20 protein-coding genes are annotated in these 23,778 nt (G+C 42.1%); 10 read left to right on the forward strand and 10 right to left on the reverse strand.

What is annotated here, in order from left to right; translation table 11 throughout:
* Positions 1 to 512 precede the first annotated feature (512 nt).
* Entirely contained in the window at positions 513 to 1,925 is a 1,413-nt protein-coding gene (locus HG267_RS29815) for a sugar porter family MFS transporter (protein ID WP_045871269.1), read from the forward strand.
* A 195-nt stretch (positions 1,926 to 2,120) separates the two neighbouring features.
* On the opposite strand, the gene HG267_RS29820 is transcribed toward HG267_RS29815, so the two are convergent.
* A complete protein-coding gene (locus HG267_RS29820) occupies positions 2,121 to 4,454 on the reverse strand; it encodes a serine/threonine-protein kinase (RefSeq protein ID WP_045871270.1) in 2,334 nt (777 codons plus the stop codon).
* Between the two features lie 722 nt (positions 4,455 to 5,176).
* On the opposite strand from HG267_RS29820, the gene HG267_RS29825 reads away from it, so the two are divergent.
* The gene (locus HG267_RS29825; RefSeq protein ID WP_045871271.1) at positions 5,177 to 5,698 is read left to right on the forward strand and encodes an NYN domain-containing protein; all 522 of its coding nucleotides are present in this window, start codon (positions 5,177 to 5,179) and stop codon (positions 5,696 to 5,698) included.
* Between the two features lie 95 nt (positions 5,699 to 5,793).
* A complete protein-coding gene (locus HG267_RS29830) occupies positions 5,794 to 7,389 on the forward strand; it encodes a 2-isopropylmalate synthase (RefSeq protein WP_045871272.1) in 1,596 nt (531 codons plus the stop codon).
* An 84-nt stretch (positions 7,390 to 7,473) separates the two neighbouring features.
* Here the strand turns inward: HG267_RS29830 and HG267_RS29835 are convergent, their stop codons facing one another.
* From HG267_RS29835 to HG267_RS29845, 3 genes are all read right to left on the reverse strand, one after another.
* Positions 7,474 to 8,895, reverse strand: coding sequence for an ATP-binding protein (locus tag HG267_RS29835; protein ID WP_052335236.1), 1,422 nt, complete (start codon positions 8,893 to 8,895; stop codon positions 7,474 to 7,476).
* A gap of 3 nt (positions 8,896 to 8,898) precedes the next feature.
* Positions 8,899 to 9,207 (reverse strand): MHYT domain-containing protein, encoded by a 309-nt coding sequence (locus tag HG267_RS29840; protein WP_052335237.1) that lies wholly within the window; start codon positions 9,205 to 9,207, stop codon positions 8,899 to 8,901.
* Positions 9,208 to 9,467: 260 nt separating this feature from the next.
* Complete coding sequence (locus tag HG267_RS29845) at positions 9,468 to 9,911, reverse strand: GNAT family N-acetyltransferase (protein WP_045871273.1); 444 nt, start codon at positions 9,909 to 9,911, stop codon at positions 9,468 to 9,470.
* 118 nt (positions 9,912 to 10,029) lie between these two features.
* Between HG267_RS29845 and HG267_RS29850 the strand changes: the two genes are divergently transcribed.
* Positions 10,030 to 11,475, forward strand: coding sequence for a RecQ family ATP-dependent DNA helicase (locus HG267_RS29850; RefSeq protein ID WP_045871378.1), 1,446 nt, complete (start codon positions 10,030 to 10,032; stop codon positions 11,473 to 11,475).
* 23 nt (positions 11,476 to 11,498) lie between these two features.
* On the opposite strand, the gene HG267_RS29855 is transcribed toward HG267_RS29850, so the two are convergent.
* From HG267_RS29855 to pheS, 3 genes are all read right to left on the reverse strand, one after another.
* Positions 11,499 to 11,783 (reverse strand): type II toxin-antitoxin system YafQ family toxin, encoded by a 285-nt coding sequence (locus HG267_RS29855; protein WP_045871274.1) that lies wholly within the window; start codon positions 11,781 to 11,783, stop codon positions 11,499 to 11,501.
* Positions 11,780 to 11,995, reverse strand: coding sequence for a hypothetical protein (locus HG267_RS29860; protein WP_045871275.1), 216 nt, complete (start codon positions 11,993 to 11,995; stop codon positions 11,780 to 11,782). Before HG267_RS29860 ends, HG267_RS29855 begins: the two co-directional genes overlap by 4 nt.
* Before the next feature lie 99 nt (positions 11,996 to 12,094).
* Entirely contained in the window at positions 12,095 to 13,087 is a 993-nt protein-coding gene (pheS, locus tag HG267_RS29865) for a phenylalanine--tRNA ligase subunit alpha (protein ID WP_045871276.1), read from the reverse strand.
* A gap of 511 nt (positions 13,088 to 13,598) precedes the next feature.
* Here pheS and surE point away from each other — a divergent pair.
* The 4 genes from surE (at position 13,599) to HG267_RS29885 (ending at position 18,379) form a co-directional block, all read left to right on the forward strand.
* Positions 13,599 to 14,396 (forward strand): 5'/3'-nucleotidase SurE, encoded by a 798-nt coding sequence (gene surE, locus HG267_RS29870; protein ID WP_045871277.1) that lies wholly within the window; start codon positions 13,599 to 13,601, stop codon positions 14,394 to 14,396.
* A 295-nt stretch (positions 14,397 to 14,691) separates the two neighbouring features.
* The gene (locus HG267_RS29875) at positions 14,692 to 15,588 is read left to right on the forward strand and encodes an MBL fold metallo-hydrolase (protein WP_045871278.1); all 897 of its coding nucleotides are present in this window, start codon (positions 14,692 to 14,694) and stop codon (positions 15,586 to 15,588) included.
* Positions 15,589 to 16,186: 598 nt separating this feature from the next.
* A complete protein-coding gene (locus HG267_RS29880; RefSeq protein ID WP_045871279.1) occupies positions 16,187 to 17,335 on the forward strand; it encodes a bifunctional riboflavin kinase/FAD synthetase in 1,149 nt (382 codons plus the stop codon).
* A gap of 135 nt (positions 17,336 to 17,470) precedes the next feature.
* Positions 17,471 to 18,379, forward strand: coding sequence for an AAA family ATPase (locus HG267_RS29885; RefSeq protein WP_045871280.1), 909 nt, complete (start codon positions 17,471 to 17,473; stop codon positions 18,377 to 18,379).
* A gap of 79 nt (positions 18,380 to 18,458) precedes the next feature.
* On the opposite strand, the gene HG267_RS29890 is transcribed toward HG267_RS29885, so the two are convergent.
* From HG267_RS29890 to lgt, 3 genes are all read right to left on the reverse strand, one after another.
* A complete protein-coding gene (locus HG267_RS29890; protein WP_045871281.1) occupies positions 18,459 to 18,812 on the reverse strand; it encodes a phenylpyruvate tautomerase MIF-related protein in 354 nt (117 codons plus the stop codon).
* Positions 18,813 to 19,042: 230 nt separating this feature from the next.
* Positions 19,043 to 19,849: a precorrin-4 C(11)-methyltransferase gene (cobM, locus tag HG267_RS29895; RefSeq protein WP_045871282.1), complete on the reverse strand. Its 807-nt coding sequence runs from the start codon at positions 19,847 to 19,849 to the stop codon at positions 19,043 to 19,045.
* A 240-nt stretch (positions 19,850 to 20,089) separates the two neighbouring features.
* Positions 20,090 to 20,965, reverse strand: a complete 876-nt coding sequence (lgt, locus tag HG267_RS29900; RefSeq protein WP_045871283.1) for a prolipoprotein diacylglyceryl transferase — start codon at positions 20,963 to 20,965, stop codon at positions 20,090 to 20,092.
* A 303-nt stretch (positions 20,966 to 21,268) separates the two neighbouring features.
* On the opposite strand from lgt, the gene HG267_RS29905 reads away from it, so the two are divergent.
* Together HG267_RS29905 and HG267_RS29910 are read left to right on the forward strand one after the other, a co-directional pair.
* Complete coding sequence (locus HG267_RS29905; protein ID WP_045871284.1) at positions 21,269 to 22,132, forward strand: Tab2/Atab2 family RNA-binding protein; 864 nt, start codon at positions 21,269 to 21,271, stop codon at positions 22,130 to 22,132.
* A gap of 274 nt (positions 22,133 to 22,406) precedes the next feature.
* Entirely contained in the window at positions 22,407 to 23,720 is a 1,314-nt protein-coding gene (locus HG267_RS29910) for a TldD/PmbA family protein (RefSeq protein WP_045871285.1), read from the forward strand.
* Positions 23,721 to 23,778 lie beyond the last annotated feature (58 nt).

Here is a 23,778-nt window from a genome sequence, read left to right on the forward strand (position 1 = left end):
AGGCGCAATATTTCTTATCAAGATTATATCTGAAGTTACTAATAAAATTAGGGTTTTGATGTTTTTTGCCTAAACCTGTAGGTAAATGCATCTGACTTATGACAAGAATATTTACAATTTTACTACAAAATATAAAGTTTAAAGTCTTAATGACAAACTACAATTTGTGGCTGCGATCGCTAGCCAAAAAATCCTTTACATAAATTAACATTAGTTAGATTATTTACAATCATCATACATGATATAGGGATCGTTATTAAACAGCCAAGAATTATTGTACGATATCAAAATTTTTCTTAATCGCAAAGTCAATCATCTGCTGAATTGAGTCTTCTTACTAGAAAGAAACATAACTGCGGGAAGATGTGAAGAAAAAGAATTTTTCAGTAATCTACCTATTAGTAAATATCTCTATTTAAATGCGTCCACCAAACTTATGAGATTGTGAGTGAACGTAGAGTATTACTGCGTGGGTATCGAAACAATTAACAACCTGAAAAGTTTTCAAAGAAATGGCTTTACAAGGCTCTACTATTAATCAGGGGAAAACAGTTTCCTATGTAATTTTGATTGCCAGTGCCGCAGCGCTGGGTGGTTTTTTGTTTGGTTATGATACTGCTGTCATTAACGGTGCTGTTTCAGCTTTGTCAAAGGCCTATAATGCTAACAGCGTGATGACAGGCTTTGCAGTATCTTGTGCATTGCTAGGATCTGCTTTAGGGGCTTTTGTCGCAGGGCCGATCGCAGACCGCTATGGTCGCTTAAAAACGATGCTGGTGGCAGCAGTTTTCTTTACCTTAAGTGCGATCGGTTCGGGGATTGCATTTGGAATTGGGGACTTTATTTTCTGGCGCGCTTTGGGTGGCATTGCAGTCGGAATGGCGAGTGTAATTGCACCCGCTTACATTGCGGAAGTTGCACCAGCCCATTTGCGTGGCAGACTGGGTTCACTGCAACAGCTAGCAATTGTAGTCGGAATTTTCGCAGCCTTAGTTTGTGACTACTTTATAGCTTTAGGTGCAGGTGGATCGGCAGAAGGAATATTTTGGTTTGGCGTTCCCGCTTGGCGTTGGATGTTTTGGACAGAAGCCCCACCAGCAATTATTTATGGATTCGCTGCCCTCGTGATTCCAGAGTCACCACGATACTTGGCAGCACAGGGACGATATAGTGAAGCGACCAATGTATTAAGAAAAGTTATTGGCGGTAATGTCGAAGCAAAAATTGAAGAGATTCGCCAAACAGTTTTACAAGAACGCCGCCCCAAATTTTCTGACTTGCTAAGTCGTAGGGGTGGATTACTGCCTATTGTGTGGATTGGGATGGGGTTGTCTATCCTGCAACAGTTTGTGGGTATCAATGTTATTTTTTACTACAGCAGTGTTTTGTGGCAGGCAGTGGGATTTTCTGAAAGAGATTCCCTACTAATTACAGTAATTACGGGAATCGTCAATATTGTCACAACTCTAATTGCGATCGCCTATGTTGACAAATTTGGTCGCAAACCGTTACTCATGCTAGGTTCAATTGGCATGACTGTGACATTGGGTACTTTGGCTGTGGTGTTTGCTAATGCAGCGATTGATCCCACCACAGGTAACCCTACACTTCCGGGGACAGCAGGAATCTTTGCCCTGTTAGCAGCTAATCTATATGTGGTCTTCTTTGGCTTTTCTTGGGGGCCAATTGTTTGGGTACTGTTAGGCGAAATATTTAATAATAAAATTCGTGCTGCTGCCCTATCTGTAGCTGCTGCGGTGCAGTGGATTGCGAACTTTCTAGTTTCTACGACATTTCCACCTTTACTGAAATACTTTGGTTTAGGTTCTGCCTATGGATTGTATACAATTGCATCGGCAATTTCGATATTTTTCGTTGCCTTTTTCATCAGAGAAACCAAGGGCAAAGAATTAGAGGAAATGTAATCTATCCTATCCAAGAATTGAGGGCCTGCTGCGGCAGGCTTTCATATTGAGAAACTTTAAATAAAAGAGACTTCCAGAAATTAAATTATTCAATCAGCAAGGGCGAAGATACTGAGCAAATTCTTTCTCTCCCTCTGCGCCCCTGCTTCCTCTGCCTGCCTCAACAGAATATCTTTTTAACTGAACCGTATTACCTTATACCTCCCAAGGTGTGGTAGGCGCATCTGGATCGTCAATTGCAGCTGTAATATCTTCAATTGGGTTGTGTTGGGGAATAAAATTTCGATTGGAAACCCCTATCAACTGTTCTACAGCTTTTAGGGCTGCTGATGCAGATTGATAACGCTGCTTGTAATCTTCCAGCACCATTTTACTGAGAATCTCCGCTAAAGCTGGGTTGGCAACAGTATGTTCGCGCCATTGCAACTCTCCGTCAGCATCTCTTGCTAGTTCGTGGGGGGCGATACCAGTCAAAGCCCTAATGCCAATCATCCCAACTGCATAGATGTCGCTACTGTATTGGGGACGGCCAAAGCATTGCTCGTTGGGTGCATAACCCTTAGTCCCAATCCCAATGGTAAATGGAGTTTGTTCATGATTTTCTGTTTGGATTGTAGAGACTTCTTTGACTGCACCAAAGTCAATCAGTACCAATTTCCAATCTGAATGTCGGCGGATAATGTTACTGGGTTTAATATCACGGTGAATGACACCGTTTTGATGCACAAATGCCAATGTTTGCAATAAATCGCGTAAAAGTTCGATAACTGTGGTTTCTAACAGCGATTGACCTGCTGGTAATTCTTTACTTAAGGGGTGACCAATGATAAATTCTTGTACTAAATAAAATTCTTCTTGTTGTTCAAAATAAGCTAATAGCTGAGGAATTTGGTGATGTTTTCCCAATTTCTCTAAGGTTTGCGCCTCAGAATTAAATAAACGTCTGGCAAGTTGCAATCCTGTAGCTTTGCTGTTAGCTGGTTTGAGCTGTTTAACTACACATTGCGGGTGACCTGGACGTTGTAAATCTTCGGCAATGTAGGTTTCGCTAAATCCCCCAGAACCGAGAACTTTGACAATTCTGTAGCGTCCACCGAGGATTTTGCCTGCTACCGCTAAATCTCGTTGTTGCAGTAAATCTTGCAAGTCTTGTTGTTGACTGATGATTTCTTGCACAACAGGGGAAGTTTTATATTTTTGAAAGATATCTACTAATTGCCGCTTTTTAATGCTTTCCCTGGCGATTTCGGTTCCCAGATAGGATAAGCCGATCCAGGCGATCGCTACCATTGGCACAGTGGTGGGATAAATTAATTGGTAATGTACAAATAATACGTAGCTGATGCCTCCCCAAAGAGTGGCAAAGCCAATGCTGACAATTAATCTGCTGATCCCACGCTTGCGTCTGGCACAGATGATGCCGACACCACCAACTAAACCCAGTACAAATACACCTTGCAGGGGTGGGCTGCTAATTCCTTGGGCGATCGCTTTATTTTCTATTAAGGTGGCGATCGCGTTGGCATGAATTTCTACCCCTGACATACGTTCGGGATACAGCCAGTTCTTACCCGCCACTACTGGATGATAATCGTTACCTAACTGTGCGGTGGCTCCAATCACTACAATTTTATTCTTGAAAACCTTGCCTTGTTGCAAATAGTTTTTCCAGTTTTGGGGATCTAGTACATACCAAAAGGGGATGGCTTCAAATGTACCCTCTGGCCCCCAAAAATGAATGCGATCGCCTTTTGGTCGCGAATATTTAATTCTGGCTGCCCTTAGTGCTGCTTCGTCAAAGGAAGGCACTTTATCTATTAAGTTATCTTGTGCTAATGATTTGTTAAACTCGCTGGCTAAACGATGAATTTTGCCATCTACTTCTAGGGGAAAATTGACAGTGCCTGTAGATACAGCGCCAATGCGGAACATCGGTTGTGGGAGTGTGAGCTTATTAAACGTACCTTGATGTGACTCAGAAGTTTCATATACCGAGGCTAAGGTCACCTTACTGCCATATTTTTGCAAGACTGCTTGCAGTTGGCGATCGTCTGCAGCACCATAAGCGCTTTCCGTATCAAAAATTACATCTACTGCGACAGATTTCGCACCTGCTTGCATCAATTTTCTGATGACATCAGCATAAGCAGCACGTTTAAATGGAAAAGATTTCAGTGGTTCCAGGTAAGCATACTGTTGTGGATCTGTTTTATAGTACTGTTCAGGGACTGATATAGACTGATTGTCTATGGCCAAAATCACGATGTTTTCTGGAGGTGCGATCGGCCCGCGCAGTTGAAAAAACGTAGAAAGTGCCTGACTTTCCATCAACTGCACAATGCCCAAACCAGAGCTACTCAGCAGTGCTGCTCCTATTGCTGAAACACCAGTTAGCAGATGACCAAACCAAGACATTAGTTGGGTATGGTAGGTTAATGCCGTCGAAGTTGCTTTAGTTGGTTTCCCTAACTGGCTATTGGCAGCAGAGACATATTTTTTAGTTACGGTAGACGTAGGTTCTTCTGCCATATCGTGTTATTGATTGATTAAGGTACAACACTTATATTTATTTAGACCCTATTTGAGCGAACTACATTAAATTAAGAGTTAAATGAAAAACTTATACATTTGTAAACTATCCTTTCTACTTCAGCGAATTTTTATTGGTGTGTCTTTACAGGGTCTGGCGATTAAAACACTGCCCAAATTATTCTCTAATAGCAGAGCAATCTGCGATTTTGTCACAGAAATAAGCTAAAGACACTCCCTTTGTGGATTTGGTTTCGTTTACGATCTACCAAACCCAACAAGTATGCCGTCGGTAGAAGGTTTACCAGAATTTTGCTTTGGGCAACTTCTGTTAATGCTGCAACGCTGATATTGTACAAAAATTGTGTCCTGTTGTTGATGGCAAAATCAAGAGATGGGCATTAGCCTATATTCTACCTGAGAACCAATACCATACCTCTTTAGGAGTAAACTTGACTGTTATACAGTTAGGAATGCTGTTACACAGTCTATTTTATTGGTAGATTTTGATCGCAGGCTAACTCTTACACTGTCTGGGATGAAAAGGTTCAGCATCCTGCATCTGCTCTATTGTTTTGCCGATTTTTATGATTTAAAAGGGGTTAGGATAAAAGATATACATGAAGATATACTTTATAGATATTAGCAAATAGATCATTTGATAATTGCTATAATCTATTGTTCAATCTAAAATTCTTTTCTATTATTAGGTGTATTTTTCTATGGGTTCTCCAATGAATCGTCTGTCTATTTTTGTAGACGGAAACAATATGTTCTATGCTCAACAAAAAAATGGCTGGTTTTTTGACCCACGCAGAGTTTTAGAATATTTTAAACACGAGCAATCAGAAACAACATTAATCAATGCATTTTGGTACACTGGCTTAAAAGACCCGCAAGATCAAAGAGGTTTTCGAGATGCTCTCATTAGTTTAGGATATACAGTAAGAACTAAAATTCTCAAAGAATATTACGATGACTCATCTGGTCGCTATTCACAAAAAGCTAATTTAGATATTGAAATTGTTGTAGATATGTTTAATACAGTAGACCAGTATGACCGAGTAGTATTATTTAGTGGTGATGGGGATTTTGAGAGAGCAATTGAATTATTACGTTCAAAAAATACACATATTACAGTCGTATCTACAGAAGGAATGATCGCCAGAGAATTACGTAATGCTACTGATAGATATATAGATTTGAATGATATTAGAGACAGAATAGAAAAGACAGAAGCTTAATATGTTAATAATTATTTACAAATCTAAACAGTAAAAAACTTAAGATACAAGGTAGTTATAGCAAAAAGTCCACACTAAACACAAAACACAGAAAAATGACAACCCAACCAGAGCGAATCATTATTTTTGATACCACATTGCGAGATGGCGAACAATGTCCAGGAGCAACCCTGAATATAGACGAAAAGCTAGTGATAGCCAAGCAACTGGCGCGTCTGGGTGTGGATGTAATTGAGGCAGGATTTGCCTTTGCCAGTCCTGGAGATTTTGAAGCAGTTAACAAAATTGCCCAGGTTGTCGGTACAGAAAATGGCCCTGTGATTTGTAGTTTGGCGAGAGCTAAACATGATGATATTAAAGCAGCAGCCCACGCGATTAAACCAGCAGCAAAAGGCAGAATTCACACATTTATTGCTACATCTGATATTCATCTGCAATATAAACTGAAAAAAACCAAATCAGAAGTTTTGGCGATCGCCGAGGAAATGGTGGCCTACGCCAAAACTTTCACTGATGATGTAGAATTTTCCCCAGAAGATGCAGGACGCTCCGATCCAGAGTTTCTCTACCAAGTATTAGAGAGAGCGATTAGAGCTGGAGCCACAACAGTTAATATTCCTGACACCGTAGGATATACAACCCCTAGCGAATTTGGGGCAATTATTAAGGGGATTAAAGATCATGTCCCCAATATCGACAAAGCAATTATTTCCGTTCACGGACATAATGATTTAGGCTTGGCAGTAGCAAACTTTTTAGAAGCTGTGAAAAATGGTGCGAGACAATTAGAATGTACCATCAATGGTATTGGTGAACGCGCAGGTAATGCAGCTTTAGAAGAATTGGTAATGGCATTGCACGTGCGTCGGCAATATTTTAATCCCTTCTTAGGTAGACCAGTCAACTCAGAAGAATCATTAACTAATATCGACACTCGTCAAATTTATAAATCCTCGCGGTTAGTGTCAAATTTGACGGGGATGTTAGTACAACCAAATAAAGCCATAGTCGGGGCAAATGCCTTTGCCCACGAATCTGGAATCCACCAAGATGGTGTATTAAAAAACAAGCTCACCTATGAAATTATGGATGCCCAATTGATTGGCTTAACAGACAATCAAATAGTTTTGGGCAAACATTCTGGCAGAAATGCTTTTCGGACTCGCCTCAAAGAATTAGGTTTTGAACTGTCAGAAACCGAATTAAATAAAGCCTTCGTCAAATTTAAAGAAGTCGCTGACAAAAAGAAAGAAATTTCTGATTGGGATTTGGAAGCGATTGTTAATGATGAAATTCAACAAGCACCTGATTTGTTCCGCGTCGAGTTGGTGCAAGTTTCCTGCGGTAGCAATGCCCAACCCACAGCCACAGTAACTCTCAGAACCCCTGAAGGTCAAGAATTAACTGATGCGGCAATTGGTACAGGGCCAGTAGATGCTGTTTATAAGGCAATTAACCGTGTAGTTAACGTACCCAACCAATTAATTGAGTTCTCTGTACAGTCAGTCACAGCCGGAATCGATGCAATTGGGGAAGTAACTATTCGCTTACGCCACGAATCCCGTGTATTTTCTGGACATGCAGCGAATACAGATATCATCGTTGCATCAGCTCAAGCCTACGTTAATGCACTGAATAGGCTGTATGCATCGTTGCAATCCAAGGAGAAAGAACTGAATCCGACACAGTAGTTGATTGGGCATGGGGCATGGGGCATTGGAAATACTAATTCTCCTTGTCCCCCCTTGTCCCCTCATCCCCCTCTGCTTCCCCGATCAACAAGTTGCTGCGATGGCGACGATTGAATCATTAGCAACTGGGGTTACTAGAGGAATTTGAATGATAAATTCTGTACCTTTACCCAGAGTCGAAAAACATTGCAAACTACCGTTGTGGGTGTCGGTAATAATTTGATGACTGATAGCTAGTCCTAATCCTGTACCTTTTCCCTCTGGCTTAGTGGTGAAGAAGGCATCAAATAATTGTAGTCGCACAGCTTCTGGCATCCCAGATCCATTATCGGCAATTTTGATCATCCCATAACCATCTTCAGCAATAGTAGTAATTGTAATCATATTGGGATGCTGGAGAATTTCTGCAAAGGTCTGACCATGATTAGACTCTTCTAAAGCATCAATTGCATTTGCTAGCACATTCATAAACACTTGATTTAATTGTCCTACATAGCACTCAATCTGCGGTAGGTTTCCATACTGCTTCACAACTTGAATTTCTGGACGGTTGAGGTTAGCGTGCAGACGATGCTGCAAAATCATCAGGGTAGCCTCAATTCCCTCATGAATATCAACTATCTTTTTCGCATTTCCATTCACCCGTGAGAAATTTCGCAAAGATTGCATGATTTCTTGAATGCGTTCGGTACCAAGTTTCATAGAAGAAATCATTTTTGGCAAATCTGCAAGCAAGTATTCTAAGTCTATAGCGGCAATTTTATTGGCGATGTCATCTCCTGGTTGAGGAAATTTTTGATTGTAAAGGTTTAATAAGTGAATTAAGTCTTGAACATACTGGTGAGCATGAGATAAATTACCAGAAATAAAGTTGACTGGATTGTTAACTTCATGGGCAATCCCAGCTACTAGCTGTCCTAAAGAAGAAATTTTTTCAGTATGAAATAATTTAGCTTGAGTATGTTGTAATTCTTGTAAAGCCTGTTCTAGTTTCTGTGCTTGTTCGCGTTGTAAACGCTGTTCTATCTGCTGACGTTCTGCAATTTCACGTTCAAGATTGGCTAAGGCTACTGTTCTTTCGATGGCGGTTGTTTCTAAGGAAATGAGCAATGCTAATCCTAAAATTGCAAACGTCACAATACCAATCGTTGTGGATAGTACAGAAGAGTCAAGATTTATTACTGATGGCATTTCTAGCATTTTTATGGCATAAAAACCAGTAGCTGCCATACCCGTATAATGTACAATGGGGATGGCTGCACCCATAACGATCGCACTGGCAATTTTCTGTTGACGATTAGTGCTAGTACTGCGATCTGGTAAATGAAATGCTAACCACAAAGCTACTAAAGAAACGATAAAGGCGATCGCAATTGAAACTCCAACTAACATATAGTTGTAGTGGATATTAGCTGACATTCGCATTGCAGCCATGCCAGTGTAATGCATGTTGATAATCCCCAGTCCCATCAACAGACTACCACCCAGCAAGTTAAAGATACCCATCACTTATTGGCTGACGAAAAATAAGGCACATCCTGAAGCTAAGATGGCTGCCAGTATTGATAATAAAACCCTGATTAAATCGTACTTTACCGGAATCGGCAGACAAAAAGCCAGCATTCCCACAAAATGCATCGACCAAATCCCTGTTCCCATTGCGATCGCACCACCAAACAACCAGCCAATGCGCGCATATCCAGAAGCGGTGCGGATTTGTCCAGTTAGATCCAAAGCAGTGTAAGCTGCTAGCATTGCGATCGCCACGGAAAAAACTAATAAACGAATGTCATAAGTACCAGCGATCGGTGTATTCATAAAGTTGATTTCTTATTCTCAGCAATAAAAAATAGAAATAACGTTTGTTTCCCTATTTAGTAATCAAAAATAAGGAAATTATGAGGTTTAATCAAAATTATTCGTAAACAAATACTAGTTTTATAGACAAGTTTACATGCCTCTTGAAAACTATATTTAATGATATTAAAACTTTAATTATTCCCAAAGTTTATAGTTCCCCTTTAACAAGTGGGAATAACAAATAACTTCTATTGGCAACTGTGATCTTCATCACTGACTTAATTTTGATGCTGATAGGCATTAGGATTAGAACGCATCATTAATTTCTCTGGTGTTGTGGATTTTTTAAAGCCGTAACGCCGATAAAGTCCATGAGCATCTTTTGTACCTAACAACCACTTTTGCACGTCTTGGAGTTCAGGAAAATTCAAAATAAACTGCACAAACCAAGTGCCTAAACCTTGACCACGATAAGGCTCTAAAATAAACACATCCTTTAAAAATGCAGAAGTAGCGTAATCAGTAATTACCCTAGCAAAACCGACTTGTCGCTGCTCTTCGTAAAGTCCAAAGCATAAAGAATTGGCAATTGATTTTTCTAAAATTCCTAAAGGAATATTTTCTGCCCAATCAGAATTTCGCAGAAAATCGTGAATCATTGTGATATCTAGCTTAGATTTATCTGTGCTGATATAGAATCGATGTTTTAAATCTTCGTTCATTTTTTATCCAAATTCCTCGTATTGATGAAATTACTGAACCTGATGCTAAATGGCAGCAGCTATATTCAAAAAATCTGCTGATTGCATTGATAAAACAGGGATATATCTATTATTCATTATGAATCAAATAAGAACCACATCTTGGAACGCAGTCCTTAATACTTTTAAAAAAATTTGGGGCTATGACAATTTTCGTCCCCCACAGGGTGAAATAGTCAGTAGTTTATTGGCAGGAAAAGATGCATTAATTATCATGCCTACAGGCGGTGGTAAATCGATTTGTTTTCAACTTCCTGCACTGCTGCAAACAGGATTGACTTTGGTAGTTTCGCCTTTAGTAGCGCTGATGGAAAACCAAGTACAAGAACTGCGCCAGCTAAACCTGAGTGCAGCACTGCTACATAGCGAACTACCTTCATCCCAACGGCGCTTGACTCTGCAAGCATTGGCACAAAACAAACTCAGATTATTGTATTTATCACCAGAAACTTTACTCAGTGCGCCTGTTTGGGAAAAATTATGTCAACCACAATTGCAGATTAACGGCTTAATTTTGGATGAAGCCCATTGTTTAGTGCAGTGGGGTGAAACCTTTCGACCAGCTTATCGCAGATTAGGGGCAGTGCGATCGGCATTACTGAAATCAAAACCACCTGGAAGCAAAATTAGTGTGGCAGCTTTTACGGCGACGGCTGACCCTTTAGCACAAAAAATGATTGCCTCAGTTTTACAATTACAACAACCAGATATTTACCGCCTGAATCCCTACCGTCCAAATCTGCATCTCAACATCTGCATCGCATGGACTCCCAGAGGTAGAAAGCAAAAATTAGTCAAATTTATTCAAAATAGACCCCAACAAGCCGGATTAGTTTATGTCCGCACGCGCAGAGATAGCGAGAACTTAGCAGCTTGGTTAGCAGAGATGGGTTATGCCACAGCTAGTTATCACGCTGGACTGAGCGCCACAGAACGCCGTGCTGTAGAAACTAGCTGGTTAGGCGGTAAAATCCCATTTGTGGTTTGTACCTGTGCATTTGGCATGGGGATTAACAAGCCTGATGTGCGCTGGGTAATTCACTTTCACGCGCCGCTACTACTTTCCGAATATGTGCAAGAAATTGGCCGCGCAGGGAGAGATGGAAAACCAGCAGAAGCGCTGACATTAGTAAGTGAACCTACAGGCTGGTTAGATTCAGAAGATAAACAAAGACAGCAGTTTTTTGAACAACAAATGCGATCGCAACAACAAACAGCACAGCAACTTGCGAAAAAACTGCCGAAACAAGGGGATGTGAATACAGTAGCGCGACAATTCCCTGATGGTGCAATGGCTTTGTCTTTACTCCACAGCAGTGGACAGTTAAACTGGCTTGACCCTTTCCATTACGTCATCAAGCCAGGGGTGAATAAGCAAGCAGCAACTCAATTGCAAGCCGCCAAGGAAATGAATCAGTATTTGCATACTAAACAGTGTCGCTGGCAGTTTTTATTAACCGCCTTTGGTTTTGCGAAAGAAGCCGCTAACTGGCGTTGTGGACATTGCGATCGCTGTTCCCCATAATTCTAATTCGTCATTATTCCAACTCAATAGACTTCATCATGAGTGCCTATATCAATTAGCAATATTTCCTCTTCACCAGACTCTGGATTTTCCACAAAGTTAAAAACAATGCGACAATCATACTCCACTGAACAAGCCCAAGCTCCAGACAACTTGCCTTTGAGCTTATGGGTCTGCAATAGTGGATCAAATGGATCAATTGTTAAAAGTGCCAACCGTTCTTGAATTCGCTCTTGTAATTCTGGTTGTCGTCGCACCAATCGCTTAAATGCTCGTTTAAACGATGATGTCAAAACCAGAGTTTTCATTTGCTTAACTCATCCATAATTTGAGTCAGGTTGCCACGAAAAACCTTACCAGTTTCGTATTCTACCTGAGCTTGAGCGATATTAACCGCAATTTCAGAACGTCGTTTTTCTGCCAGCCGATGGCGGATCAGATCAATGAGTGTTGCTTGTTCATCTGCTGACAATTCTTCGATGCTTTCAAGAATGTCATCAAATCTCGATACTTGAGTCATTAGTATTACCTTTGTTGGTCTCCTTTATGTGGCTCAGTATTAAATAAAACGCTTGTATGGGAAGTATTTTCACCTGTACAAGCGGTCTAATTACATCATTTAAAATTGTCTTAAAAAGCGCAAATCGCTGGCATATAAGCGCCGAATATCATCGATTTGGTGCAGAACCATCGCAAACCGTTCGACACCGAAACCAGCCGCAAACCCAGTATAAATTTCTGGGTCATAACCTACAGATTTCATCACATTTGGATCGACCATACCGCAACCCATAACTTCCAGCCAACGACCATTCCATTGCAAATCCACTTCGGCGGAGGGTTCTGTAAAGGGGAAATAGCTAGCGCGGAAGCGAATTGGCAAATCGCCAAACATTGCTTGTAAAAATACCTTAATTACACCCTTGAGGTCTGTAAATGTCAGTCCCTCATCAATGGCTAGCAACTCGATTTGATGGAAAACTGCTGAGTGAGTAGCATCTACGTTATCGCGGCGATAAACTCGCCCAGGGGCCACAACCCGAATGGGTGGTTCTTCAGATTCCATATAACGAATTTGCACTGAAGAGGTATGAGTACGCAGAAGATTGCCATCTGGCAGGTAGAAGGTATCCTGCATATCACGGGCGGGATGGTCAGGGGGAGTATTCAGCGCCTCAAAATTGTAATAATCTGTTTCCATCTCTGGCCCTTGAGCCACCGTGTAACCCATGCCGACAAAGATATCCAGGGCGCGGTCGATGATACCATTTAGAGGATGAATGCGACCTTGGGGACTGTAAATTCCCGGCATTGTGACATCCAGAGTTTCAGCCTCTAACTGGGCTTGAATTTGAGCAGCTTCTAGGGCAGTGCGCTGCTTGTCTAAACTATTTTGCAGGGATTCTTTCACTGTATTAGCGATCGCCCCAATTTTAGGACGTTCCTCTGCACTCATCTGCCCCATACTTCGCAACAGTGCCCCAAGTTGCCCCTTCTTACCCAGATAACCTACTCTGAGTTCTTCTAGGCGTTCTAAGGTATCAGCGGCTGCGATCGCTTTTTCTCCTTCCTGCCGTAGTGCTAAAAGTTGAGCCTCTAAATTGCTAGTCATTAGTTAGTTAGTCATTTGTCATTTGTCATTGGTCATTAGTTCCAGAAGTTGGTACAAATCACCAATCGGCTTAGTAATATGACCTTAACAGGCCAAAGGTAAGGGTTAAAGGAAGGTTGAAGGCTAAAGTATAAAGTCTGAAATTATCCTACTCATTCCCAGAGGAGGTAGGAATATCAAAAATTTGATCTTTCACCGCACTTGTGGGTAAGGCAGATGCCTAGCAGCCATTACTTCATCCTTTACACTTCATACTTCTTTAGTCCAAACCTCTGTTTACCAGTTTAAGGGACTTCCAGAAATTAAATTATTCATTTTTCACCGCGAAGACCATAATTGTATTCTTCCGCCTCTGCTCCCTAAAGCGATTGATTTTTTTAGTTGCAAGTCCCTAAAAGGGATTTGGTGTGTGAGGATGTTTTTTTGCCTGCTATTTGTGACGCTCGACATTGACAAATGTCAGATAACAAATAACTAATGACTAATGACCAACGACTAATGACCAATAACGATGAAATTACTCATTAGCAATGATGACGGAATTTCTGCCTTGGGTATTCGTACCCTGGCCAACTGCTTGGCACAGGCAGGTCATGAAGTGACTGTAGTATGCCCCGACCGAGAGCGATCGGCAACTGGGCATGGATTGACTTTACACCAACCAATTCGCGCGGAAATTGTGGAGTCAATTTTTCATCCCACAGTTAAAGCTTGGGCTTGTGATGGCACTCCTTCAGATTGCGTCAAATTAGCGCTTTGGGCTTTGTTAGACACACCCCCAGATTTGGTGCTTTCTGGCATTAATCAAGGGGCAAATTTGGGCACAGAAATTCTCTATTCTGGGACTGTGTCTGCGGCTATGGAAGGAATAATTGAAGGGATTCCTAGCATTGCTTTCAGCCTTGCTAGCCATACTTCTAAAGAATTTCAAACTGCGGCTCACTTTGCCCAACAGCTAGTAGCACAACTAGCAGCCAAACCCCTACCAGAGTTAATGTTGCTCAATGTTAACGTTCCTCCAGTCAAATGGGAAGAAATTGCAGGAGTCACAATCACGCGCCAGGGAGTGCGGCGCTACGTGGATGTATTTGACAAGCGAGTCGATCCGCGTGGTAAAACCTATTACTGGTTAACAGGTGAGGTTTTGGAAGAAGTAGAACCACCAGAAGGCTTAAATTTGCCTCAACACATCCCTATAGATGTACATGTTATCCGTAAAAACCACATTAGCATTACTCCATTACAATACAATCTTACTTACGCAACAGGATTACAGCAATTATCAGAATGGGAATTTAAATTTACGTAAAAACTTTGGTATTTGAGGAAAAATTTGTAACTTTCAGCAATGAGTTAAAACATGATCGACAAATTTAAGCTATAAAGTAGAAACGCTGTTGATCTCACTGCTACATGTAAGCCCAAAGTACTTTAAGCTTTGGCTTTGTTATCTCTCACTCTGGTTGAAAAAACCTGCCGAAAAAAGGGTATGCTGTTTTACCAAGAAATTCCCCTCTGCCAAAATGGTAAGACTGCATAAACTTAACAAACATAAGTAACAATTTGTTTTATTGATCGCACGCTCAGTCCAGAAAGCAACACCCATGTCTAGGTTAGAGAACCAATTTACCGTGCAATTTTGGGGCGTTCGCGGCAGCATCCCCAGTCCCGGGCCACACACAGTGCGTTATGGCGGTAATACCCCTTGCGTTGAAATGCAAGTGGGCGGTAAACGCTTAATTTTCGATGGTGGAACAGGACTTCATGTATTGGGGCAATCTTTGTTGCGCCAAATGCCGTTAGAAGGTCATCTATTTTTTACCCATTCCCACTGGGATCACATGCAAGGATTTCCGTTCTTTGCACCAGGTTTTATCAAGGGAAACCATTTTAAGATTTATGGCGCAATTGCTCCCGATGGTTCCACTATCGAACAGCGCCTAAATGACCAAATGCTCCATCCCAATTTTCCTGTGCCTTTGCAAATTATGCAGGCAAATTTAAATTTTTGTGACATTACTGCAGGGCAACCAATACACATTAATGACATTACTGTAGAAACAGCACCATTAAATCACCCTGGTGAAGCCGTGGGATATCGAGTTAACTGGCGTGATGGCGCTGCTGCTTATATTACTGATACTGAACATTTTCCTGACAGACTGGACGAAAACGTCCTCTGGCTAGCGCGTAATGCTGATATCTTAATATACGATTGTACCTATACCAATGAAGAATACCATTCACCAACATCGCCGAGAATTGGCTGGGGACATTCCACCTGGCAAGAAGCGGTGAAAATAGCCAAAGCTGCTCATGTCAAGACCCTAGCAATTTTCCATCATGACCCCGCGCATAACGATGAATTTCTAGATAATGTGGGAAATCAAGCGGGTGAGGAATTTGCAGGTGCAGTGATGGCACGGGAAGGCATGGTACTTCATGTTCCTGTTTCTGCGACCATATCAGAATCTTGCCCTGTCGGGAACTTATCTGCCTAAAGTTTGTAGTCGCAGCGATCGCAAAATCTGCGATTTTTCCCCCTTGGACAAATCATGGCGACAGATGGATACACAAATTCCCAATCTAAAATCTAAAATCTAAAATCTAAAATCTAAAATCCAAAATGGTATTAGATTGGTGAAGAGAAGCTCTCAGCAGGAGAGGTGACTCTTACGGTAAACTGCAAAAACTGGAGAACACGCTTTGCGAGCTAACCAGGGAAGCACAAATGCCCATAGACTAGCTGCCTCAAGGGACGAGCAGGTACAATACTTGCTAAAACCCAAAAGTTTAGCTAAAGCCTCTTTAACTGTGGTGTAGGGTTCTCTGGACTCAGCAAAGATAAATCAAGCTGAGAAACAGCACAAAACACCCTAATTAGTTGCTGCCTGTAGGGTATGCTTTGGCTATTAGCCAAAGGGTGGTAATAACGCCGTGGCTGCTCCCACAAGCGGTTAAATTCAGAGCGAAAACGCTCCAGATGAAAACTCTGTGGAGTCGCGGGATGTGCGTCAAGGGTGCCCTCCCAGTCAGTTAAGTTACCTATAGGGGAACTTGTAGCTGATAGCTCAATAAACCTAAAATCCCAGAATCCACGTGCTAAATTTGTCTCAAAATGGGTGTTCCGTGTGGGTTGGTTCTTCGAGTGAAGAACTGCTAACACCAACTGCTGTTGCGCTTGGCAAATTTGATGGTATGCACCTTGGTCATCAAAGAGTCATCCAGCCAGTTTTGCAGCAAGCAAAAAGAGCAGTTACAGGGACTGCGTGCGATCAAAAGTTTGTGCAAGATGAGGGCAATTTACCAGAACGCTCACTTCATGATTTCACAAATCCTGCATCCCAGCCAGGAAACACTACAGCTACAACAAATGAGCATATATACTCTACTGTTGTGACATTTCATCCCCATCCACAGGAATTTTTCTCAGGTCAACCCCGTGCTTTGTTAACACCACTTGATGAAAAAGTGGAACAATTGCGATCGCTGGGAATAGAACAGCTGGTACTATTACCCTTTGATAAAGAATTATCGTCTCTCTCTCCAGAAGAGTTTGTAGAAAAAATTCTCGTACAAAAACTGCGATGCCAGCAACTTAGCGTGGGACAAGATTTTTGTTTTGGTAAACAGCGCGCTGGCACAGCTGAGGATTTAAAACTACTCGCCGCCAAATATAATATTCCTGTCACAATCGTTACTTTAGAAACCTATGTAGGTAGCGATCAATTGACAGCAGAAAGTAATTGCCCTAGTAATCCTCCTACCCAAGCACCACCAATTAGTACTTCATTAATTCGCCAGGCCTTAGAAAATGGCGATGTCAAAAGCGCGAATTTCCTTTTGGGAAGACCATACACTCTTTTTGGTGTGGTAATTCAAGGACAAAAACTGGGCAGAACGATTGGTTTTCCCACTGCTAACTTGCAATTACCAAAAGACAAGTTTTTACCTCGCCTAGGTGTTTATGCTGTCCGCGTGTTGATGCTTGATGAGACAGCAGATACTCAAACACCAACAATATTAGGCGTAATGAATATAGGTAATCGCCCCACAGTTGATGGTACTCATATATCTGTGGAAGTCCATTTATTTGATTGGTCTGGAGATTTGTACGGCAAAAAGCTGGCTGTACAGCTAGTACAATTTTTACGACCAGAACAAAAATTTGACTCTCTCGAAGCCTTAAAAACACAAATTCAGCTCGATTGTCATGTGGCGAAAGAAGTTTTGCTCTCGGAATGTTGAATTGTGATTGCTGGGTGGGAATACTAGGGACTGGGAATTTTAGATTTTAGATTTTGGATTTTAGATTTAAACTCAATCCAAAATTGAATTGCCCAATCCCCAGTACCCAATCCCCAACCCCCAATCCCGTGGTGCATGAGAGAAAAACTTGAGGCTTTAACACATAATCTGTCTCGTACCATCGTTGGTAAAACCGAAGCAATACGTTTGGTACTAGTCGCCATCCTTGGCGGTGGTCATGCTTTATTAGAAGATGTTCCTGGTGTTGGTAAGACCCTGCTAGCTAAATCATTAGCGCGATCGCTTGACGGTAAGTTTCAAAGGCTACAATGTACCCCCGATTTATTACCTACTGATATTACTGGTACAAACATTTGGAACCCCAAAAGCGGCGAATTTACCTTTCTACCTGGGCCTATATTTGCCAACATTTTGCTAGCTGACGAAATCAACCGTGCTACACCCCGAACTCAGTCAGCTTTGTTAGAAGTGATGGAAGAACATCAGGTAACAGTTGATGGTGTTTCTCGTGCTGTTCCCACACCTTTTTTTGTCATTGCTACCCAAAACCCAGTTGAGTATCAAGGGACTTTTCCGCTACCTGAAGCGCAGATGGATAGATTTATGCTGTCTTTGAGTTTAGGCTATCCTTCAGAGACAGAAGAACTCCAAATGCTGCAAAACCTGACGGATGGTATCAAGGTAGCTGATTTACAACCTTGCATTACCCTAGAAGAAATAGCTCAATTACGGCAACTCTGTTCTCAGGTAAGAGTGGAAACACCTTTACAGCAATACATTCTGGACTTAGTGCGGGCGACAAGACAGGATGAAGAAATTTCTCTCGGTGTCAGCCCTCGCGGTACAGTCGCTTTACAAAAAGCTACCCAAGCCCTCGCTTTTATTTTAGGACGTGATTACGCCATTCCCGATGATGTAAAATTTCTCGTTCCTCACGTTCTTTGTCATCGCCTCATCCCCAGGGGAGGACGCAGCGCCAGAACTGTTGTTGAGCGATTGTTGCGCTCTGTTAACATTCCCTGATGAGGGAGATGAGGGGGATAAAGGGAGAAATTCCTATTACCAATTACCCATTACCCCTTCCCCCTTCCCCTACAAAACCTTACCCAAAGGTTGAGCCATTCCAACCCCACATAGCACCTTTAGCATCTGCAAATTCTATATAAATCCGATTTTTAGCTACGCCTAAAGCTTGGTTAATCTGCTGACAGAAATCCTGACTCATCGTCGCTGTTTGGTCAGGTTTCATAGTACCGATACTTTTAATTTCAATGTAACAAACTGGGTCTGTTGTACCAGCAAAAGTCATAGGCACATCTGGCTCAAAAGCTGTCATTACATAAGATTCGGGTTTGCCTAAATGCTTGGCTAACTTAGCAGATAAGCTTTTCAGCAAGCTTTCAATTTCAGTTCTTTCCGGTGCAGCAACAGAAGTTTGTACTTTAATTAATGGCATAGTCAAAAATTTCAGATTGAAATTAGTTAAAGGTCAAAAAGACGGAGAGACGCGATGAATCGCGTCTGTACAAGAGTGAAAAAAGTTGGCAATTTCCAGATTAATTTTACCGAAGCGTAGAGATGGAAAGGAGATGAGGAGGATGAGGGAGAGATTCCCATTACCCATTACCAATTACCGATTACCCAATGCCCAATGCCCAATGCCCCATGCCCCATGCCCCATAATTATTAATGCGACGAGCGAAACAGATGATTATGTTCAGGATGATATAAACGCGATCGCGCTGTTGCTTGTAAAAGTGCTGGACTAATTACATACAGTGTGGTACGCATCAACTGCTCTTTCTGGGTACAGTCAGCCATCTCGGTGAGGGGAACAACCCGAATTTTTTCATCTGGCCAGCCGATGCGAAAGCAAATCGCTACTGGGGTGTCGGCTGGGTAGTGTTCTAATAATTTGGCTTGGGCTGTTTCTACATGGCGCGCACTCAAATATAAGCACAGACTAGCTTGGTGTGCTGCTAGGGTTGCTAGTTCTTCAGTGGCGGGGACTTCTGTACGGCCGCTAATGCGCGACAAAATAATCGTTTGTACTAAGTTGGGAACAGTCAATTCTACTTGCAGTTTGGCGGCTGCAGCTTGAAAGGCGCTAACACCGGGGATGACTTCAAAAGGGATTTCTGCTGCTTTTAACAGCTGCATTTGCTCTTGAGTAGCGCTGTAGAGACTAGGATCGCCAGAATGGAGACGAACGACAGATTTATGCGATCGCACTCTTTCTATCATTAACGGCACAATCTCTTCTAAAGTTTTATTGGCAGTCCGAATAATTTCTGCTTCTGGGCGACAAAGATGCAATATTTGCTCGGGTACTAAAGAGTCGGCAAATAATATTACATCTGCTACAGCCAGCAGCTTTTGTGCTTTAACCGTTAATAAATCTGGGTCTCCCGGCCCTGCACCCACAATATAGACCTTTGGTTCTATCGCAGATAACAATTTTTTGTCACATATTTCTTCTGTATATTCACTCATTGCAGCACAAAAGAGAATTTCTAAAAAAAATTTTTGATAATTTTTCCGTGTCTTTCCGGATAACCTCTAATTCCCTAGTAGAGAGTAATGGTAGATGCACCCTGGTTAAGCCCTGGAGAACTTCTCTAGGGCATTTTTTATTTTTGGGTAATTGGTAATTGGTAATTGGTAATTGGTAATTGGAATTTATCTCCTTGTCTCCTCATCCCCTTCATCCCCCAATCCCCAATCCCCAGTCCCTCACCTCTCTATCGCCCCATTCCCCCTGGGGGTGGAAATGACATCTGGTAAAGGGCGTTTAGCTATGTAAAGCCAAGCTAATCCAGCTAATCCAACAATAATTCCGATTAAGCTCACGACTTGAGCCATTCTGAGGGGCCCTAGCATTAAGCTATCAGTACGAAAACCTTCTATCCATAAGCGTCCCAGGCTGTAGGTTGCTAAGTAAGTGAGAAATAGCGTACCTATTTTGAGGCGTGGTTTACCTTGCAAACTTCGGAAAAATAGGGTGAGCAACACAGCAAATACCATTAAATCCCAAAGAGATTCATAGAGAAAAGTGGGGTGAAAGTACTCAAAATTAATTAACTCTGGGGGACGGCGATCGGGTGGAATATATAATTTCCAAGGTAAATTGGTAGGATCGCCAAAAGCTTCTGAATTGAAGAAATTACCCCAACGTCCGATCGCTTGCCCTAAAATCAGCGAAGGTGCTACCAAATCTGCTAATTGCCAAAAAGAAACTTGCTTGAGTTTGGCAAAGATGAGCGCAGCTACGAGTCCACCTAAGATTGCTCCATGAATCGCAATGCCACCTTGCCAAATGGCAATTATGCGGTCTGGGTGCTGGGCATATTCTGGCCATTGAAATAAAACGTAATATAATCGGGCGGCGGGAATTGCCCCAATTACTAGCCAAATTGACAAATCGCTAAGTAAGTCTGGGTTAACGTTACGGCGCTTGGCCAAATACTGAGAAAGGCTGACTCCGATTAAAACTGCGGTGGCGATTAATAAGCCATACCAACGAATTGTGATTGGCCCTATTCTCCACAGAATCGGGCCAGGAGAAGTAAATTGGAATGCCAAAGGCAAAGTGGAAATATCCAGCGCCATGCAAAAGTACCTAAATAACTTAATTATTAATTAGCATTAGCAGCTCCCAATCATAGGACAAGAACCTTAAGGCTAGGAGTATATAAACAATTAGAGCAGGTTTTGTTTTTTGGGGATTGATTGGGAATTGGGGACTGGCGATTGGGAGGACAAGAGAAATAAATGGCTCTTGACTCTTGTAAAGACGCGATTAATCGCGTCTCTACAACTTTTGTTTTAACTTCTTGATGTCTGTTGCTGCCCCAAGACTCGTATGATCAGAATATCAGGAACATAATAACAGCCAGATTTTTACCGAAAAACATGGGCAGTATTTGGGAAATTGATTTTTACTCCCGTCCGATTTTGGACGACAATCAGAAAAAAGTTTGGGAAGTATTAGTTTGCGAAAGTCCCTTAGATGTCCGCGCCAAAACAGATTCTCTGTTTCGTTATGCTAAATACTGTCCCAGTACGCAGGTAAATTCGGGTTGGTTGCGGACGGCGTTGCAAGAGGCTATTGCCGAAGCTGGAGAAGCACCAATTAAAATCCGCTTTTTCCGCCGCCAAATGAATAATATGATTACGAAAGCCTGCGAGGATCTAAGTATTCCAGCTCAATCTAGCCGTCGGACTTTGATGCTGAACCAATGGCTAAAACAGCGAATTGAGGAGGTGTATCCTCATGAACCAGGTTATCAAGGGGGTACTAATCCCTCGGTGCGATTGGAAAGTCCTTTACCCCAAAGGTTACCTGATGCATTGGAAGGGAAAAAATGGGTATTTGTTTCTTTAGAAGCGGCTGATTTAATGGATATGCCAGAATGGGAAATTGGTTTTGGTGAAGCCTTTCCTTTAGAATTAGCGCGAGTATCACCCCAAACCCGTATTCCTGGGATTTTGATTTTCTCACCCAGGGCATTGCCGATCGCAGGCTGGATGTCTGGTTTAGATTTAGCTTATCTAAGATTTGACACGAGTGACGGCACAAGATTACTGTTAGAAACTGGTGTGACAGAAAGCTGGATTTTGGCAAATATCAAAAATCCTCAAACATTGGCAGAAGCCAAAGGGTTTGAAGAAGCCAAGCAACAAGCCAATGGAGTGCATTTTATCGGTGTGCAGTCAGATCCTCAAACAGAATCGTTTGCCGGATTTTGGCTGTTGCAAGAAGTCAATCTGCCGTAGATTCATGGCATAGTCATGAGGGGAATCGGTATGAGGATCAAGGAAAAAGCCATAAAACTTTTGACGAATGATTATTCATTACCGAGCTAATCATCAATGAATCATCCACAAGGGCAACGGCTGATAGATGTTGATGATTTGGGATAATGATCTGCGCGGCAGTAGCTTCTCCCATCAGGAGAAGTGGAGACGTTAGGCAATAAGTCTGGCGACCGAATGCACTGCTTTCTCTATTCGCGGTTCAAAATCCACAATCCATAATTTACCAAGGGTCATGGGTTCTGAAAATTTGTCACAAGATACGCTAGCAGAACATCTGCTGGAACTAGCAATTAAGTCTGGAGCAGAAGCAGCTGAAGTGTATCAGTCGCGATCGCTTTCTCGACCAGTGTTTTTTGAGGCTAATCGCCTAAAGCAACTCGAAACTAGCCAATCTGAGGGTACAGCGCTGCGGCTATGGCGCAATGGCCGTCCAGGGCTGACTGTGGCTTACGGTACTGTGGAACCGCAAGCGATGGTAGAACGCTCTCTAGCGTTGAGTAAACTCAATCAACCGGAACCAATAGAATTGGGGCGCAACTTTAAGCCATCTTACCCAGACTTAGGGAAAAGTGTGCCCATAGAGCATTTGGTTAACTGGGGTAAGGAAGCGATCGCTTTAGTTCGAGATGAATATCCTGATGTACTTTGCCACAGTGATTGGGAATGTGATGTGGAAAATACTAGGCTTGTCAATACTGAAGGTCTAGATTGCTACTACACAGATACAACTCTTAGCTGCTATATGTCGGCTGAATGGGTTAGGGGTGACGATTTTTTAAGTGTTTCCGACGGTCAAACCCAAAGAGATGAACTCGACTCAGAGAAACTCGCTAACCAAATTTTACAAAGGCTAATTTGGGCGCGAGAAAATGTCTCACCCCCTAGCGGTCGCGTACCAGTTTTATTTACATCCAAAGCTGCTGATATGCTTTGGGGTACAGTGCAAGCAGCATTAAATGGCAAACGTGTACTAGAAAAAGCTTCTCCTTGGGCCGACCGTTTAGGCAAACCAGTCCTTGCACCCAGTCTTACCCTCTATCAAGAACCAGAAGCAGGGCCTTATAGTTGTCCTTTTGATGATGAAGGCAGCCCTACCAATACAATTGTTTTTATTCAAAATGGAATCCTACAACATTTTTATAGCGATCGCACTACTGCACGCCAATTAGGTATGAGTAGTACGGGTAATGGTTTTCGCCCTAGTTTGGGTAGCTATCCCACCCCTGGATTATTTAATTTGTTAGTTCAACCCAGTTCTTTATCCCTACAAGATTTGATTCAACAAATAGATGATGGTTTGATTGTCGATCAAATGCTGGGTGGAGGTGGCGGTATTTCCGGCGACTTTTCCATCAATATTGAATTGGGCTACCGCGTGCAAAATGGGGAAGTCATCGGTCGTGTTAAAGATACAATGGTTGCCGGTAACATTTACGCAGCTTTGAAACAATTAGTAACCCTCGGTGGTGATGCTGATTGGAACGGCTCATGTTATACACCCTCTCTCATAGTTGATGGACTATCAACTACAGGTAGGAATAATTAAAAATTCCTCAAAATAAATATTTGTGAGTATTTGTAGGATGCGTTACGGCTTTCCGCGT

This window comes from Tolypothrix sp. PCC 7601 (assembly GCF_025677855.1).
GTDB classification, from domain to species: domain Bacteria; phylum Cyanobacteriota; class Cyanobacteriia; order Cyanobacteriales; family Nostocaceae; genus Aulosira; species Aulosira diplosiphon.